This window comes from Sorangiineae bacterium MSr11367 (genome assembly GCA_037157805.1).
GTDB classification, from domain to species: Bacteria; Myxococcota_A; Polyangia; order Polyangiales; family Polyangiaceae; genus Pendulispora; species Pendulispora rubella.
Genome location: CP089983.1, coordinates 4,779,840 through 4,796,190 on the forward strand (window position 1 = coordinate 4,779,840; position 16,351 = coordinate 4,796,190).

The window sequence follows — 16,351 nt, forward strand, 5'->3', positions numbered from 1 at the left end:
ACCGCATGGCGAGCCCACATCGAGAAAGGTGACTCTCATGCATCGAGGACGGCTTCGAATCGTTCCACTCGTAGCACTGGGCATTTTGGCGGGCGCCGGTTGCGCCTCTGCAGATGGTGCGGATAGCGCGGAGGACGTGCGCGAAGAAGGCGCGGTGAGCGCCAGCCTGCGCACGAAGAATCTTCCCAACTGGGCGACGGAGGAGGAGCTCGCGATCCAGCGTCGGAGCAGCGTCGCTCCTCCGTCGGAGCGCGCACTCGCCGAGGAGGCCGAGGCGGCACCAGGGAGCGGATACCGCGTGCCCGCCGAGTACGAGCCCGTGAGCACCGTGGTCATGACGTGGGCGGCCCACACCGACGTGTTGCGCGGCATCTCCGTGGCCGCGGCGGGGGCCGGCGCAAACGTGTGGATGGTCGGGGGCCCGTCGTCGATTTCCGGCGTGCCGGCGGCGAAATACCGCGCGCTCAACATCGACTACGACAGCATTTGGTCGCGCGACTACGGTCCGGTGGGGATCTTCGAACCGACGAAGTCCCTCGGCATCGTCGACACCAAGTACCGCCACTACTCCTCGCGCATCGCCGACGATGCCATGTCGTGCAAGCTCGCGACGCAGTTCAACGCCGAGTGCCACACCACGAGCCTCATTCTCGATGGTGGCAACTACATGACCGACGGCAAGGGGAACGCCTTCCTGAGCAGCCGCGTCTACAATTGGAACTCGTCGCTGTCGCGTGCGCAGGTGGATTCGCTGCTCAAGAGCTACCTCGGCGCCTCGACGATCCACATTCTGGATTACGCGGCGACGTCGGGCGGTGCGCCGGCGGATGGCACCGGCCACATCGACATGTTCGCGAAGCTGATCGGCGATTGTAAGGTCGTCGTGGCGGAGACCACGAACGCGCCGTACAAGGCCGCCACCGACAAGGCCGCGAACTACTTTGCCAACCTGGCCTGCGGCTCCGGCCGCTACCAGGTGACCCGCGTCAAAGGCTGGTCGAGCAGCGGAACTTGGTACACGTATACGAACTCGCTCATCGTCAACAAGACGGTGATCATCCCGTTCTACAACTCGAACACCGAGAACCAGGCCGCGGTTCAGGCCTACAAATCCGCGCTGCCCGACTACAACGTCGTCGGGGTCAACAGCGAGGCGACCATCGTCGAGGGTGGCTCGATCCACTGCATCACCAAGGAAATTCCGTCGACCGGCGCCCAGTAAGCGCTCGGTAAGCGGTCCAGGAAAAACGCGCTCGGGCTCCGGGCCGATTGATTGTCGTCCGGTTTTCTGGCACGCCGTTGCCGTGCCAAGGGTAGGACTACAGGCAATTTGGAAAGAGCATCGCGCCGCGGCCGTGGTGGTCGCGTTGTCGTTTCTGTATCGGCTCCCGCCGCTGCTCAACGCGGGCGATACGAATTCCGACGCGGCCATCGTCGGCCTGCAGGCGATGCATATCCTGCGGGGCGAATTCTCCTGGCATCTGTTCGGAAGCACCTACCAGACGTCGGTCGACTCGGCGGTGGCGGCGCTCTGGTTTCTCCCGTTGGGGGCGACGCCGTTTGCACTGATGCTGTCGTCGCTCGTCGGGCATGTGCTCCTGACGTTGCTCTCCTACGCGGTGTTGACGCGCCACCTTCCGAAGGTGGCAGCCGCCGTGCTGGTGCTGGCGCTCGTGTTCTGCTCGGCGCCCGTGCACGGAAACGCGCTCTACCCGCCGAGGCAGGCCGCGCTCACGTTGGTCTTCTTGGCGATGTACTTCATCGAGTGCATCGATAAGTCGTCGCGCGATGCCCTTTGGGCCGGGGCAGGGGGCGCAATGGCGCTGCTGGCATGCTTCGCGGACCCGTATGCGCTGCTCTTTCTGCCGCTGGTGGGGTTGCACCTGCTGCTGGTGGCCCGGGATCCTTCCAAGGGGCGCTGGTTGAAGCGGCTTGGTGCCGGCGCGGTGGGGGCGGCGATGGGGGTGGTGCCGTTGGTGCTGCTCCTCGGGAGTCCGGAGTCGCGGCACGGCGAGACGAAGATGACGCTCGACGTGGTGGAGCACAATTGGGCCGTGCTTCGCGAGGCGTGCCTGCCGTGGGTGCTCGGCACCAAGGTGTATGCGCCGCTGCACGAAATGGATTACGTGCCTTGGACGGCGCCCCCGGCCATCGTGGCGATTCAGTGGCTTGGCCTGCTCTCACTCGCGGGGTTGCTTCTCGCGTCGGTGTTCCTCGTCGTGGCGCCGGGGACGCCGTGGGGCGTGCGGCGCATCGGCGCCGTGGGACTTCTCTCGGTGCCGCTCACGGTGAGCGCATTTTTGGTCTCGCCCATGGTCATGGACCAATTTTCGGCGCGCTACCTCGTGGCCATGCTGCTCTTTTTGCCTTGGGCCTTCGCGCCCGTGGCCCATCGCGCGAAGGGGTGGCGCTTTGGGATGTATGCGGCGCCTTACTTGGCGTCGGCGGCCATTGGCGGGTGGGTGGCCTACGCACCCGCCGTCTCGGGCTTGGCGGTTCGCACAGGCCTCTCACGCGACGACGAGGCGATGGGCGAGAAGCTGCGTGCGCTCGGGGTGCGCGTGGCCATGGCCGACTATTGGGTCGCCTACCGCGAGACGTTTCTCTTTCGCGAGAGCCCGATCGTGGTGCCGTCGCACCTCGCGCAGGATCGGTACCGGCCTTACCGCGACGTCTTCGCGCGGGAGCGGGAGTACGCCTACCTGGTCGATCGGTGGCGGTCCGAGGAGCCGGAGGCCACCGTCGCCGAGCGCCTCGCGCTCTCCGGAGCCCGCTACGACCGCATCGAGGTGGGAGATCTCGTCGCCTTCGTCGTACACGCACCCCCCGAGAAAACGCCGGGCCTGGCGTCGCGTTAGGCTGGGGCGGGGTGGCGCCCCGGTAATTCCGCTCACGACGTTTGACAGCGTTGTCGTATGGCCCGTACCTTGGGGCCCTATGGGTCGGGCGGAAAAAGTGGCAAAGCTCGAGGCATTGCTCGAGCGCGTACAGCAGCGCGCATCGCTCCCGCGTGCGCATGAATCGGGACAGGTCACGACGCGGAGACGTGCGCCGGTGGTGGAGCTTGCGCCCCAGCGGGCCTCGTCAGGTATCAGTGCGAGTACCCTGCCGCCCCGCCCCGCGCCCGCGATCGTTCCGAGCGTCCCCGCCTCGTCGTCGCGCCGCACGCCGATTGCCTCGCCGGTCTCGGCGCCGGTCTCGCCGCGTGCGTTCCCCATCGAGCCGGTGCCCGAGGCCATCGAGCCGCTCGCTGCGGCCACGGTCACCATTCCGGATGCCGAGCCGTCGCCGTTGCCGGTGGCTGCGACCGCAGCCTTGCCGAGCTTCGGTGTGCCGCGTGAGGCGTTCCCCACGCCGGCGGCCGCCGTCATCGCGCCGCAAGCGTTCTCGGAGAAGCCTCTGGTTCGCGTGAACCCGGAGATGACCGCCCCCGTTTCGGCGGAAGAAGTCGCCGCCGCCGCCGCGCGGATGAACAAGGTTCCAACCTTCCCCGATGCGTTCCCCATCGACGCACGCCAGGCCGCGAACCTCGCGGCGGCGAGCGCCACGAGCGCGGCGGTGGCCAAGTCGACGTCCAACGTGTCCGCCGAGGAATCGGTGGAGGTCGACGCGGTGTTCCCGCACTCGACGCCCAAGTTCGACGTGGGGCAGCCCCCGAAAGACGTCTACACAGAGGACGGCGAGGAGCCGACCAAGCCCCTCATGCATCCGCCGCGCACCGCCCCGCCGAAGGCCGCGCAGCAGCTTGCCGAGCCGCTCCCGCTCCCGCTCCCTACATCGGCGGCGGCGGCGGTCGCGCCGGCGACGGACGTGGCCAAGCCGCGCCCGGCGACGATTCCTTTCGATGCGTACCCCGCGTCCCGCCCGGACGTGCCGCCGCTTTCGGATCCGGCGAGCCCCCGTGCCATGGTGGTGCCGCGCGAGGTGGAGAACCAGCCCGCCTTCTTGAGCAACCTGCGCCAGCCCAAAGAGGGCGGCGGCGGCGCTCTCAAGTGGGTCGTGCTTCTCCTCGTTCTCGTCGCCGCCGCTTACGGTGCGTATGCACTCGGCTTCCTGAAGCCTCTCCTGGGAGAGGCTCCGCCGAAGTAGCTCGGACTACAGGTCCACCGCGTACACCAAGGCCGCCTTGGGCTCGCGCAGCACGCGGGTGATGATCAGCTCGATGGGAACGAGCTTCCCATCGACGTACTTCTTCGTCAGCGCCAGCGCCGCGTCCTTGTTCCCGGCGGCTTTGATGGCGCCCACCGTCTTCGCCATCTTCTCGACCGCCGCCACCATCTTTTCCGGGTGCACGGTGAAGGCGCCCTGGTCTTTGCCGTTGGCCGCGGGGGCATTCGGATCGAAGGTGACGGCGCCCTCGTCCATGAGGATGCCGAGCTGAATGGCCGCCAGCTGGCTGTACGGCTTGCGCTCCCCCGTCGACGTGTACATACCGCGCGAGATCTGGCCGAAGGTCCAACCGAGGGTGCTCACGTACGAGCGCATCGCCACCTCCGCGGAGATGATGTTCTTCTTCTTCAAGAAGTCCGTGAAGTAGAGCGCGCCCGTTTGCGCCTTGAGCTCCTCCATCATGGCGGCGATGCTGCCACCGAAGGCCTGCGGTCCCGTCTTTCCCTGGTAGACGTAATCGGCGTGCGGCCCGAGGTTGTGCGTCGCCTCGTGCAAAATGACCGAGAGCAGGCTCGCCTTGGGATCGTCGTCGTACAAACCCATCGTCGACTTGGTGAGGAGCGACTCGGAGGCCCGGCGCCGGAAGCGCAAGCTGTCCGGATCCGCGAACAGGTTGCTCATCACCATCGTGCGGCCTCGGCCTTCGTTCGCCACCGGGCCCCAGTTGGGCAAGCTTTGGCCGGCGGTGCCGCCGATGGGCTGCCGGTCGTCGCCCGTGTTGATGATGATGTCGATGAAGTCCGGCAGGTGGAAGGTGACCTTGCGCGCCTTGTACGGTGCACCGATGCGCGTGGCGAGGTTCTGCTCCATCTCTTGCTGCACCGGCGTGAGCTTCTCCTGCCAGATCAACGAGTCGCGGTTGATGAGCGCGAAGGCCACGTGGAAGCCCGCCTTGTGCGCGCACGGCTCCCAGTACGTCTCGTCCGGGCCGATGCGCAGGTAAAACTTCGAATTTTGCGCATTCATCTTGGACCATGCCTCGTCCGCCGGCAGCCAGTTGTCGTCGGTGAAGGCCTGTGCGGCGGCGGTGACGTACGCCTTGAGCGCCGACTCCTTCGCATCCGTGAGCGCACCGGCGGCGGCGCGAAGCTCGTTGGCAATGGCCGAGGTGAGCTCTTTGTAGGCCTGCCCGTACGGCACGGGTTCGAGCTTTCCACCGATCTCACGCACCGCGCTGAACGGCTCGAGCAGCTTCTTCGCGTTGGGTGCCTTCTCCAGCGTCTCGCAGAACTTGGCCTGGGTCTGCAACGGACGCGGGTACACGTCCACGGGAACCTTGGTCGTGCCCGGAATCGCGTTGCACGCGGGGTTCTTCTCCGTCTTGGGCGCTGCGCACTTGGGGCCGCGGTTGCGGAAGAAGAGCGCGGCGCTCGCCGGATCGTCCGCGGGCAAGTTCTTCTCCAAGCCGAGCACGCCCTTCTGCGTCAGGTACAGCGTGTCGACGAGATCGGCGGCGGCGAAGACGTGCCGCACGAAGTTCTTCTCGTCGGCCGAAAGGGCCGTGAGGTCGCTGCGCACCAAGGTGGGGAAGCCCTGATCCAGATCTTGCGCGATGAGCTTGCGGCGCTCTCCCTCCGCCGCGGAAAGGTCAGCCTTGGGTGCGGGCTCGCCTTGAAGGAGCTTCGAGAACGCAGCCTCGAACGCCGGTGTGAACTTGCCATTCTCGACCCAGCGCGGCGCGTTTCGGGTGCCGTTGCCGCTATAAAATAGGAGCGAGACCACTTCGTCGGGATCGACGCTCTTGTTGTCGTTCTTGTCCGCCACCCAGTAGAGCGGCAGGTTGTGGTGCAGCGCACGCCGATTGACCTCGTCGCGCTCGAGCGCGCCGTAGTCGATGGTCGCCTTCGGGGGCGCTGCTGGCGCGGTCGCCACGGGCGCAGGCGGTGCTGGTGCGGCCGGCGGGGGCGTGGCGCCCGTTTCTTCGCCACCGCCGCAGGCGGATGCGAACATGGCCAGCATGGCGAGGCCGGATACGGAGAGAGGGGAACGTGACAAATTCAACCGACGCTTCATGCGCGGCGACATTGCCGCCGCCGTCCGCAGGCGACAAGCATCATTTTGGGATTCCTTATTGACTCGGCATGCTCGTTGGAGCACCTAGCAGGAACAACCAACTTGGACGAAAATCACGTCGGCCAACCCGGCCAGCCTGACCAGGCGAATCAGCCCAATCACGGAAACGTGCCAAGACTAAGCCAGCGTGCGAGCGGCGTTCTTTTGCACCCGACGAGCCTCCCGGGCCCGTACGGCGTGGGAGATCTGGGTGCCGCAGCGCGGCACTTCATCGACTTCCTCGCCGCGGCCCAGCAGCGATGGTGGCAGATGTTGCCCATCGGCCCGGTGGGGTATGGCAACTCGCCGTACAGCGCGCTGTCGGCCTTCGCCGGAAATCCGCTGCTCATCTGCCTCGATCGGCTCGCCGAGGAAGGCCTCCTCTCGCGCAGTGCCTTGGCCGGCCCCACGGACCTTCCCCACGAGCGCGTCGATTACGCGCGCGCCGCACGCTTCCGCATGGAGCATTTGCGCGCGGCGTTCGCGGCGTTTCGCGCGGGTCTGAGCGGGGCGGGGCGGCGAAGCTACGACGCGTTCTGCGCGCGTGAGCGGCATTGGCTCGACGACTTTGCGTTGTATGCGGCCATCAAGTCCGCCCATCGTGAAACGGCATGGGCCGTATGGCCGGAGGGCGTGCGCTTGCGCGATCCGGCCGCCCTCGAGGGCGTGCGGCGCGAGCTCGACGAGGACGTCGAGTTTCATCGATTTTTGCAATATCAATTCAACGAAGAGTGGGATCAGCTTCGGGCTTACGCGCACGAGCGCGGCATCGGCCTGATTGGCGATTTGCCCATCTTCGTTTCGCACGACAGTGCGGATGTTTGGCAACGGCGCGATCTGTTCGCCTTGGACGAGGGCGGTATGCCCAAGGTCATCTCGGGCGTTCCACCGGACTACTTCAGTGCGACGGGGCAGCGATGGGGCAATCCTCTGTACCTGTGGCATTCGCGCCGGCGCGGCGTGTACGCCTGGTGGACCGAGCGATTCCGCACCACTTTGGCGCGCTTCGATGCCGTGCGGCTCGATCACTTCATCGGCTTTCAGCGCTATTGGGAAATCCCGGCGCACGAGCCTACCGCCGTGCGCGGCCGTTGGATGAAGGGACCGGGCGCTCGCTTCTTCGAGCACGTGAAGAAGGGCCTCGGTGTGCACGGCACCTTGCCGCTCATCGCCGAAGATCTGGGCTGCGTCACGCCGGCGGTCACCGCCCTGCGCCAGCGCTTCGACCTTCCGGGCATCCGCCTTCTGCAATTCGCCTTTGGGACCGATCCGCAGGCGTCCACGTTCCTTCCGCATGCGTACCCGCGCCGCGCCGTCGTGTACACCGGTACGCACGACAACGACACGACGGTGGGCTGGTTCCAGGAAGAAGGGGGCAGCCAGAGCACTCGCACGTCGGAGGACACGGAGAAGGAGCGGCGCGCCGCGCTCGCTTATCTCGGCGTCTCCGATGGAAAAAATATTCACTGGGACATGATCCGCACGATCCAGGCGTCCGTGCCCAACACCGCCATCGTGACCATGCAGGACCTGCTTGGCCTCGGCTCCGAGGCGCGAATGAATCGCCCAGGCCTTGCAACGGGCAATTGGGAATGGCGATTCCGCAAGTCCGACCTCACACACGAGCTCGCCGACCGATTGGGCAGCATCACGCGTACGTATGGGCGCAGTCCGTAATTCTGTATTTTAGTCCAAAATTCACACGAGCCATTTCGGCTCGGGAGTCGAGCGCATGAGCGCGAAGATCAAGCCGAAAAACGGCACCCATCGTCCAGAAGAGGCGGGCGCCGCCGATCCATCCGATCAGCTTTGGTACAAGGACGCCGTCATCTACGAGGTGCGCACGCGGTCGTTTTACGACAGCAACGGCGACGGCATTGGTGACCTCGCCGGCCTCACGGAGAAGCTGGATTACCTCCAGGACCTGGGTGTCACCTGTCTCTGGCTTCTTCCGCTCTGCCCGTCGCCGGGGCGCGACGACGGATACGACATTGCCGACTACATGGATGTGCACCCCGACGTGGGCACCATGGCGGACTTCCAGCACTTCGTTCAGGAAGCGCACCGCCGCGATCTGAAGATCATCACCGAGCTGGTTCTCAACCACACCTCGGACCAGCACCCATGGTTCCAGCGCGCGCGCCGCGCGCCCCCGGGCTCGCCGGAGCGCGATTTCTACGTGTGGAGCGAGACGCCGCATCGGTACACGGATGCGCGCATCATCTTCAAAGACTTCGAGCCGTCGAACTGGACGTGGGATCCGGTGGCCAAAGCGTATTTTTGGCACCGCTTTTTCGCGCACCAGCCGGACCTCAACTTCGAAAACCCCGCCGTCCAGGAGGCGCTCTTCGAAGTCGTCGATTTCTGGCTGGGCATGGGCGTCGATGGCGTGCGGCTCGATGCGGTGCCGTATCTGTTCGAGGACGAGGGCACCAACTGCGAAAACCTCCCGCAGACGCACGCATTCCTGAAGAAGCTGCGCCGTCACATCGATTCGAAGTTCTCCGCGCGCATGATCCTCGCCGAGGCCAACCAGTGGCCCGAAGACGCCGCGTTGTACTTCGGCGATGGCGACGAGTGCCATATGAACTTCCACTTTCCGATCATGCCGCGACTGTTCATGTCGATTCACATGGAGGATCGATTCCCCATCATCGACATTCTCGCGCAGACGCCGCAGCTGCACCCCACGTGCCAGTGGGCCATGTTTTTGCGCAACCACGACGAGCTGACCCTGGAAATGGTCACCGACGAAGAGCGCGATTACATGTATCGCGCCTATGCGCACGATGCAGCCATGCGCATCAACCTGGGCATTCGCCGCAGGCTCGCTCCGCTCGTCGGCAACGATCGCCGCAAGATGGAGCTGCTCAATGGGCTCCTCTTTTCCATGCCGGGGACGCCCGTCCTCTATTACGGCGACGAAATGGGCATGGGCGACAACGTGTACCTGGGCGATCGCAACGGCGTTCGCACGCCCATGCAATGGAGCATGGATCGCAATGCGGGCTTCTCGCGGGCCAATCCGCAGAAGCTCATTTTGCCGATTATCATCGATCCGGATTACCATTACGAATCGCTCAACGTCGAAAACCAGCAGAACAACCCGAATTCGCTGCTCTGGTGGACGAAGCGCATCATTGCGCTGCGAAAGCGTTTCGCCGCGTTCGGGCGCGGCACCATCGACTTTTTGAGCCCCTCGAACCCGCGTGTGCTCGCCTTCTTCCGCGAGTACGGGGACGAGACCATCTTGGTGGTGGCCAACCTGTCGCGCTTCGTGCAGTACGTGGAATTGGACCTGTCGCGCTACCGCGGCATGGTGCCGGTGGAGCTTTTCGGGCGCACCAAGTTCCCCGTGGTGGGCGATGGTCCGTACATGCTGAGCCTCGGAGGCTACGCCTTCTATTGGTTCTCGCTCGAGCGCGCCAAGACGGACGTGCACGAAGTGCGCATGTCGCTCTACGAGATCCCGCAGCTCGAGAGCGTCACGCTCGAGGAGATGTTCGAGCGCGAGACCGAGGCGCTGGAGGAAGTGCTTCTCGGCTTCCTCGAAACGCGGCGCTGGTACGAGGGGCGCGGTCGCGTCATGTCGTCGTGCCGCATCACCGAACGCGTCGTGCTGCAGGGCGGGCGCGTGGGCATCGTCTTCGTCAAACTCGAGTACGCCGAGGGCGATCCGGAGACGTACGTCGTGCCGCTTTCGGTGTGGACCGAGGTGCTCACCGGCGATGCGACGCGGGTGCCGCACAATGCGATCGTCGCGACCTTGCGCGCGTCGGCAACGGAGAATTCGCGCACGCTCTTGGTCGATGCCCTGGAGTTGCCCATTCCGGCGCAGGCGCTCGCGGAGGCCATCGTTCGCGGCGAGAGAAAGCGCGGACGGCTCGGCGAGCTGGTCACGTCGTTCTCCGAGCAGGGGAGCGACGCCGGCGAGCCGCGTCCGGTGAGCGTCGACAGCGTGAATGCCACTTGGCGCTTCGACGATCGCTTCGTGCTCAAGTTCTTCCGCCGCCTCGAGGAGGGGGTGAGCCCCGAGATCGAGGTGGGACGCTTCCTCGGCGCGCACACGAACGAGCTCGTGCCGCGCGTTGCCGGCGATGTCGAGTACCGCACCGGCCGGAGCGATCGCACCACCTTGGCCGTGCTGCAATATTTCGTGCAGCACGAAGGCACGATGTGGTCGCACGCGCGTGAGGAGCTGCGCCGCTTCTACGAGCGAGCGCTCACCGTGGGACGCGATATCGACACCCTGCAGGCGCCCACGCGCCCGCTGCTGGAGATTGCATTCGAGAGCATGCCGCAGGACGTCGGTGAGCTCATTGGCGCGTACAAAGACGTCGGCGCCCATCTCGGCAAACGCACGGCGGAGTTGCATCTCGCGCTCGCGTCGGCGCCCGAGGATCCCGCGTTTGCACCGGAGCCGTTTTCCTCCTTCGATCGGCGCTCGGTTTACCAGAGCTTGCGCAACCTCTCGGGCACGGTTCTGCGCACGATGCGGGCGGAACTCTCCAACTTCACGCCCTACCAAGCGCAGACCGCCGCCGCGATTCTGGCGCGCGAAGGCGATTTGCTAAAGCGCTTCGAGCCGGTGCTCTCGCGCAAGCTCACCAGCATGCGCATCCGGTGCCACGGCGACTACCACCTCGCGCAAGTGCTCAACACGGGCAAGGACGTGGTCATCGTCGATTTCGAGGGCGACCGCACGCGCGCGCTGTCCGAACGACGCCGCAAGCGCACACCTCTGCGCGACGTCGCCAGTATGGTTCACTCGTTCCACCACGCCGCATTCACCACATTGCATGACACCAGTGTCGTGCGTGAAGCCGATCGCGCGACGGTCTTTCCGTGGGCGATTCAATGGTACACGTGGGTCTCCGCCTCGTTCATGCGCGCGTATCTCGAGCACACGGCGGCATCGTCGTTCTTGCGCGCCGATATTGCGGAGGTCGCGCTCCTACTGGATGTTTTCATGCTGAGCAAAGCGCTCCATGAATTCGACGCGGAACTGAAGAGACCCGAGAGGCGCCTGGATATCGTGCTTCACGAGCTCGCGCAGTTGCTCGGCGTCGCCGTCTCCTAGGGTCTCCAATCACCCCGCGATAACGTATTCCGTTTCCTGCTGCGTCCTACATTGGGGACGCAGCATCGGACGGAGGAGTGGGTGCACTCGCTCTTCGAGCCACCCATTCGTTACGCGTCACTACGCGGTTGTTGACAGGGGGCGAGGTCGGCCCGGCGAAGAGGCCACATAGGGGCCCAGCGGAGCGGCGCGAAGCAACGCGTCCTTCCGGGGCGGGGGAATAAGATGGCAGAGAGCGCGGAGAAGGGGAAAATCGCGATCGTCGCCATGCTCGCGGTAGGCGGCATCGTTGCGTCGTGCGGGTCATCGAGCGATGACTCTTCGGGCAACGGTCCGGGCGGGCAAGGGCCGGGTGCCGTGGATAGCGGCGGCGGAGGTGGCGGAGGCGGAGGGATCAACCCAGGCGGAGGTTGGAACGGCGGGAGCGATGCGAGCCAAGGATACGACTCCGGCTTCACCGCATGTGCTGCCGATTCGCAACGCGCCAAACCCGTTCCGCTCAGCATGGCCGTCATGCTCGACTCGTCGGGATCCATGTGGCTTCGCACGCAGGCGGGCGAATTCAAATGGGATGCGGCGAAAAGGGCGCTCGGCGCATTCGTCGGCGACGCCAAGTCGGTGGGGATGAGCATCGGGCTCCAATATTTCCCGCTCTTTCTGAACGAGGCGCCCAATCGATGTACCGATAGTGCGCAATGCGGAGCGGCGGGACCTTGCGTCCTCAAAGCCTGCAGCGATGCCAAGGGCGACTATTGCTCGAGCGATGCCGATTGCCCGCAAGGGGTCACCTGCAGCGTTCCGCTCGGACAATGCCACGAAGAAGGCGAATTCAAGTGTCGGACCGACGCGGATTGCAAGACGTCCACATACGATTACGGCGCCTGCGATCCCATGGTCGCAAGCTATTGCTACCGCACGGAAGATAGCTGCAACGTTCCCGACTACACCAAGCCCGCGATCGATTTCGCGGAATTGCCTGGTGCCGCGGCCGCGGTTCAGCAATCGCTGAGCGGGCGTTTCCCGAATGGATACACGCCCACGTCGGCGGCGCTCCAAGGCCTGGAAAACATGGCCAAGGCGCAGCACGATGCGCATCCGGAACACAAAATCGTCTCGGTCTTCGTGACCGACGGTCTACCGACGCGGTGCGACCAAAACGTGACCAACATCTCTGCCATTGCTGCGGCGTCGCTCGAGGCGGGGATCAAGACGTACGTCATTGGCGTGTTCGCTCAAGTCGAGGAAGCGCAGGCGAAACCGAACCTCGACCTGATTGCCAAAGCGGGCGGGTCGGAAACGGCATTCATCATCAATACCGATCAGTCGAATGCCTCTCAGGCGCTGCTCCAAGCGCTGAGTACGATTCGCGGCAATTCGCTTCCGTGCGAATTCGTCTTGCCGACACCGGAGGCAGGCGTGGCCGACTACACCAAGGTGAACGTGAAGTCGACGTCCGGCTCCGGTGCCGAACAAATCGTGCCCAACGTCGCCAACGAGGCCGCGTGCGCGACCGCGCCCGGTTGGTTCTACGACGTCGATCCGAACAGCGGGGCCACGCCCAGCAAGGTGAAACTGTGCCCGGCAACCTGCGACGCGATCAAGACCGATACGGGAGCAGCGATCGACATTCTGCAGGGCTGCAAGGACATCGTCGTGAAGTGAACTCTCGCAATGCATCGAACATGGGAGAACGCAAGAGCCGCTGGGTGATCGTCACGCCGACTGGGGATGAACTCGTCTTTCGCTCGTTGAGCGAGCTGCAAGAGGCCCTCATGGGCAACGAGCAGGCCGAGGACGACCAGGAGCACATGCGCGTGTCCACGTGCGATCTCGAGCCGAGCCAGGCGTTCGCCGCCGCGCAAAGGCACGTGGTCGCCGGACGCGCGGGCGTCAAGATGGGCGGCGGAATGGGCGTCGCGGGAAGGGGGACGCCCTCTCCGTACCAAAACACGCTGGCCGGGATTCCGCTCCCGCAGCATGTGATGGCGGCGGCCGGGGTGCGGACGACGAACGTGGGGGGCTTTTCTCCCGCCGGTCAGGCCGCGCATGAGATGAGGGCCAAGTCGGTGGCGGCCAGCGGGGACGCGCCGAGCGGGGCGGCGCTTCTGCGGAATACGCCGGTTCCGTCTTCGGGCCCGCGGGGGCGTGTGCGGCTGCGGCGGACGACGCCAGCGGGGGTTTTTGCACCGCCGGCCAATCCGCGGCTGCCTGCGCCGATGGCCGCGAACGATCTCCATCCCGATTGGCCGCGCGGCGGGCGGGGACCCTCGGGGACGAAACCCGGGTTGGTCGCGCCTTCGGCGCCGCCTCCGGCCCTGACGAGCGGGACGCCGCTCCCGCGTGTGGTTGCGCCGCCCGTGCTCGACGATCCGCGGCGCCCGCGTTTTGCGTCGGCGTCGCCGACGTGCCCGGGGCTCTACCCGCTGTCCAAGAACCGAACCTCCCCGGGCATTCATCCGGGAAGGACACCGGCCGCGCTGCCGGCGCGGGTCGACCCCATGCCGGTTGGGCGCTTGGAGCCGCTGCCGCCCGTTCCCGAGGCGCCCATGCGCCCGCGCGCAACACCGTCGCCGTCGGGCGAGCCGAGCCTCGACTCGGTCGATGCCATCTGGGCGGCGATGCTGCAGTCGACCTCGAAGTTCGTCCCGTTTCCCATGCCCCCGCGCGCCGCGTCGCCGCAGCCGGCGATGGACGTGGCGTCGGAGCAAGAGGCGCAAAACGTGGACGATGGCTGGGCGAGCGTGGCGAACATTCCCGCGCTGCCACGGCAGACGCCGCAGCAGATGCCGCCGGTGCAACAGATGCCCGTGCAGCAGCTGCAGCCTTATCAACCCGTTCAACCGATCCAGCCGATGCCGCAGGTGCCGCTGAACGAACCGGGGAATCCGTTCATGAAGGGCAGCGAGAGGGCGCTGCTCGACGCGTACCCCGCGGGCCAAACGCCACCCCACGCGGTGCATGCCGCACGGGTGGCGCAAGGTTGGGCGCCGCCGCCCATGCCGGCGCCGCCGCCATTGCCGCCTGGCTATGCCTACGAAGGGCAGGGCGGCTTCCAGCGCGATCAGGGAGGCTTCCGCCCGCAAGGCTGGCAGGAGCAAGGGGGAGGTGGCGGCGGCTGGCAAGAAGAACCGGGCGCCTACCCCGACCAAGGGAGCTACCCGGAGCCGAGTGGCAATTTCGGGGACTACCGCAATGTCGTGGCGGAATCGGAGCTCGACTTGAACGCGCTCCCGATGCCGCCGCCGAGCCTTCCGGTGCGTTCGCGATCGCTCAGTGATGGTCCGGATCTTTCGGAGGCGATGCGCTCGCAGGTTCCGTCCGACGAGGCGCCGCGCTATTCGGTACCGTCGCTGGACGATCGCGATTCGTCGAGCTCCGCGAGCATGCCGCTTATGCACGAGCAGGAGCGCCGCTTTCCGCGGTGGTGGTTCCCGCTGATTGCAGCTGCAGGCTTCGGGGTCGGTGTGCTCATCGTGGTCGGGCGCGAGCCGCCGCCTTCGCGCACCGCCGCGGTGGAGGTCGCGCCGAAGGCTTCGGCGAGTGCCGCGCAAGAGACGAAGCCCGCGGCGCCGCCGCCGGTGGTGGCCTCGGCCACGGCGGCACCCGCGCCCGTGGAACCGACGCCCGTCGCGCCGGCGCCGATCGCACCGACGCCCATGGCCGTGAACGATCGACCTGCGGAGCCGCCGTCGGTGGGAACGAGCGCGTTCGATCGACGCACGGAGGCGCCCGCGGTGACCCCCGCGAAGGTGATCGAGTTGGGCCCGTCCAAGGCGGACAACAAGGTCGAGAAAACCGAGAAGACCGAGAAAGCTCCCGAGAAGACCGAAAAGACCGAGAAGTCGGACAAGCCGGCGGAGGCCACCGCGGAGGCGGCGGGTGATCCGGGGGCGACCCCGGTCAAGCTGGAGGGCAAGTCGGCCTACGACAAGGCCGTCAACGCACAGCGTGCGGGGGACTTGGCGCGGGCGCGTACGCTGTTTCGTCAGGTTGCCGAAAAGGAGCCGCACAACTTCGAAGCGCAAACCGGCCTCGGGGACGTGGCGCGCGCCATGGGCGAAAAGCAGGAGGCCATCCTCGCGTACCGGCGGGCCCTCGCGGAGAATCAGTCGTTCTATCCGGCGCTCCTCGGGCTCGCGGACGTTCTCTGGGAGTCGGGCGACAAGACGGCCGCCGCGGAACGTTACGCGGAGATCGCCAAGCGCTTCTCACCGTCGATGTATCCGAACCGTGTCCGCGAACGGGTGTCCGGAGCCGAGACTCCGTAGTAAACTCGACGCGTGCAACGCCGCGTGTACCGCTCGAAGACCGCCGCACGGGCGCTTCTCGCCTGGATTCCACTTCTTCTCGTGGGAGCGGGCGCGGGCGCCGGTGCGAGCATGGCCGGCTGCAGCGACGATGCACTGAAGGCGCCTCGCAGCGACACGCAGTACGACGACCCCGACGATCCGGGCACCGGCGGCGTCGTCGGCGCGGCGGATGCGACCACGCGCGATGCGCCGTTCGACGCCGTCGGTAGCGGCGGCGACGACGCAGGGGCCGACGCGCACGACGCGAGCGATGGGCGCGAGGGCGGCGGTTAGGCGGCGAGCAGCTCGTCGATCTTGTCGATGAGCGTCTCGCGGACCACCGGCTTGAGGAGAAAGCCGTTCGCGCCCGCTTGCTCGGCCATCCGAATCGGGCCCTGATAGGCATGTGCCGTCAGGATGAGAATCGGAATGTGGAGCGTTCGGCGGTGGTGTTTGAGACGACGTGTCGCTTCGAAGCCGTCGGTGATCGGCATCACCAGGTCCATCAAGATGAGGGCCGGCGAAAGCTCGAGGGCCCTCTCGACTCCTTGCACACCGGTGCGTGCATCGGCGACGCGAAAGCCTGCGCGACGCAAAAAGCTCGCGTAGAGCATGTTCGTGTCACGGTCGTCGTCGACGTGAAGGATGAGGCGACCTCTTCCGAGATCGATCGGCGTTCCCACCATCCAAAATCCGATGCGAGCCCAGCGCCCTTGGTTTCTGCGCGCCATTTGCTATGCATCCGCCCCAGCATGGCGAA

The 16,351-nt window shown here is 66.0% G+C and carries 10 protein-coding genes and 1 pseudogene; 9 read left to right on the forward strand and 2 right to left on the reverse strand.

What is annotated here, in order from left to right; genetic code table 11:
* Positions 1-37 precede the first annotated feature (37 nt).
* From LVJ94_19110 to LVJ94_19120, 3 genes are all read left to right on the forward strand, one after another.
* A complete protein-coding gene (locus LVJ94_19110) occupies positions 38-1,222 on the forward strand; it encodes an agmatine deiminase family protein (GenBank protein WXB09330.1) in 1,185 nt (394 codons plus the stop codon).
* 133 nt (positions 1,223-1,355) lie between these two features.
* The gene (locus tag LVJ94_19115) at positions 1,356-2,858 is read left to right on the forward strand and encodes a hypothetical protein (protein WXB09331.1); all 1,503 of its coding nucleotides are present in this window, start codon (positions 1,356-1,358) and stop codon (positions 2,856-2,858) included.
* Positions 2,859-2,937: 79 nt separating this feature from the next.
* The gene (locus LVJ94_19120) at positions 2,938-4,089 is read left to right on the forward strand and encodes a hypothetical protein (protein ID WXB09332.1); all 1,152 of its coding nucleotides are present in this window, start codon (positions 2,938-2,940) and stop codon (positions 4,087-4,089) included.
* Between the two features lie 6 nt (positions 4,090-4,095).
* Here the strand turns inward: LVJ94_19120 and LVJ94_19125 are convergent, their stop codons facing one another.
* Positions 4,096-6,171, reverse strand: a complete 2,076-nt coding sequence (locus LVJ94_19125; GenBank protein ID WXB09333.1) for a hypothetical protein — start codon at positions 6,169-6,171, stop codon at positions 4,096-4,098.
* 180 nt (positions 6,172-6,351) lie between these two features.
* On the opposite strand from LVJ94_19125, the gene malQ reads away from it, so the two are divergent.
* The 6 genes and pseudogenes from malQ (at position 6,352) to LVJ94_19155 (ending at position 15,885) form a co-directional block, all read left to right on the forward strand.
* The gene (gene malQ, locus LVJ94_19130) at positions 6,352-7,899 is read left to right on the forward strand and encodes a 4-alpha-glucanotransferase (protein ID WXB09334.1); all 1,548 of its coding nucleotides are present in this window, start codon (positions 6,352-6,354) and stop codon (positions 7,897-7,899) included.
* 67 nt (positions 7,900-7,966) lie between these two features.
* A pseudogene (treS, locus tag LVJ94_19135) lies at positions 7,967-9,646 on the forward strand (maltose alpha-D-glucosyltransferase).
* Between the two features lie 162 nt (positions 9,647-9,808).
* Positions 9,809-11,302: a hypothetical protein gene (locus LVJ94_19140; GenBank protein ID WXB10735.1), complete on the forward strand. Its 1,494-nt coding sequence runs from the start codon at positions 9,809-9,811 to the stop codon at positions 11,300-11,302.
* Between the two features lie 225 nt (positions 11,303-11,527).
* The gene (locus LVJ94_19145) at positions 11,528-12,964 is read left to right on the forward strand and encodes a VWA domain-containing protein (GenBank protein WXB09335.1); all 1,437 of its coding nucleotides are present in this window, start codon (positions 11,528-11,530) and stop codon (positions 12,962-12,964) included.
* Between the two features lie 20 nt (positions 12,965-12,984).
* Complete coding sequence (locus LVJ94_19150) at positions 12,985-15,570, forward strand: tetratricopeptide repeat protein (protein WXB09336.1); 2,586 nt, start codon at positions 12,985-12,987, stop codon at positions 15,568-15,570.
* A 12-nt stretch (positions 15,571-15,582) separates the two neighbouring features.
* A complete protein-coding gene (locus tag LVJ94_19155; protein WXB09337.1) occupies positions 15,583-15,885 on the forward strand; it encodes a hypothetical protein in 303 nt (100 codons plus the stop codon).
* Here LVJ94_19155 and LVJ94_19160 read toward each other — a convergent pair.
* Positions 15,882-16,322 carry a response regulator gene (locus tag LVJ94_19160; GenBank protein WXB09338.1) on the reverse strand — a complete coding sequence of 147 codons (441 nt, stop codon included), beginning with the start codon at positions 16,320-16,322 and terminating at the stop codon, positions 15,882-15,884. The two genes, LVJ94_19155 and LVJ94_19160, sit on opposite strands and share 4 nt — an antisense overlap.
* Positions 16,323-16,351 lie beyond the last annotated feature (29 nt).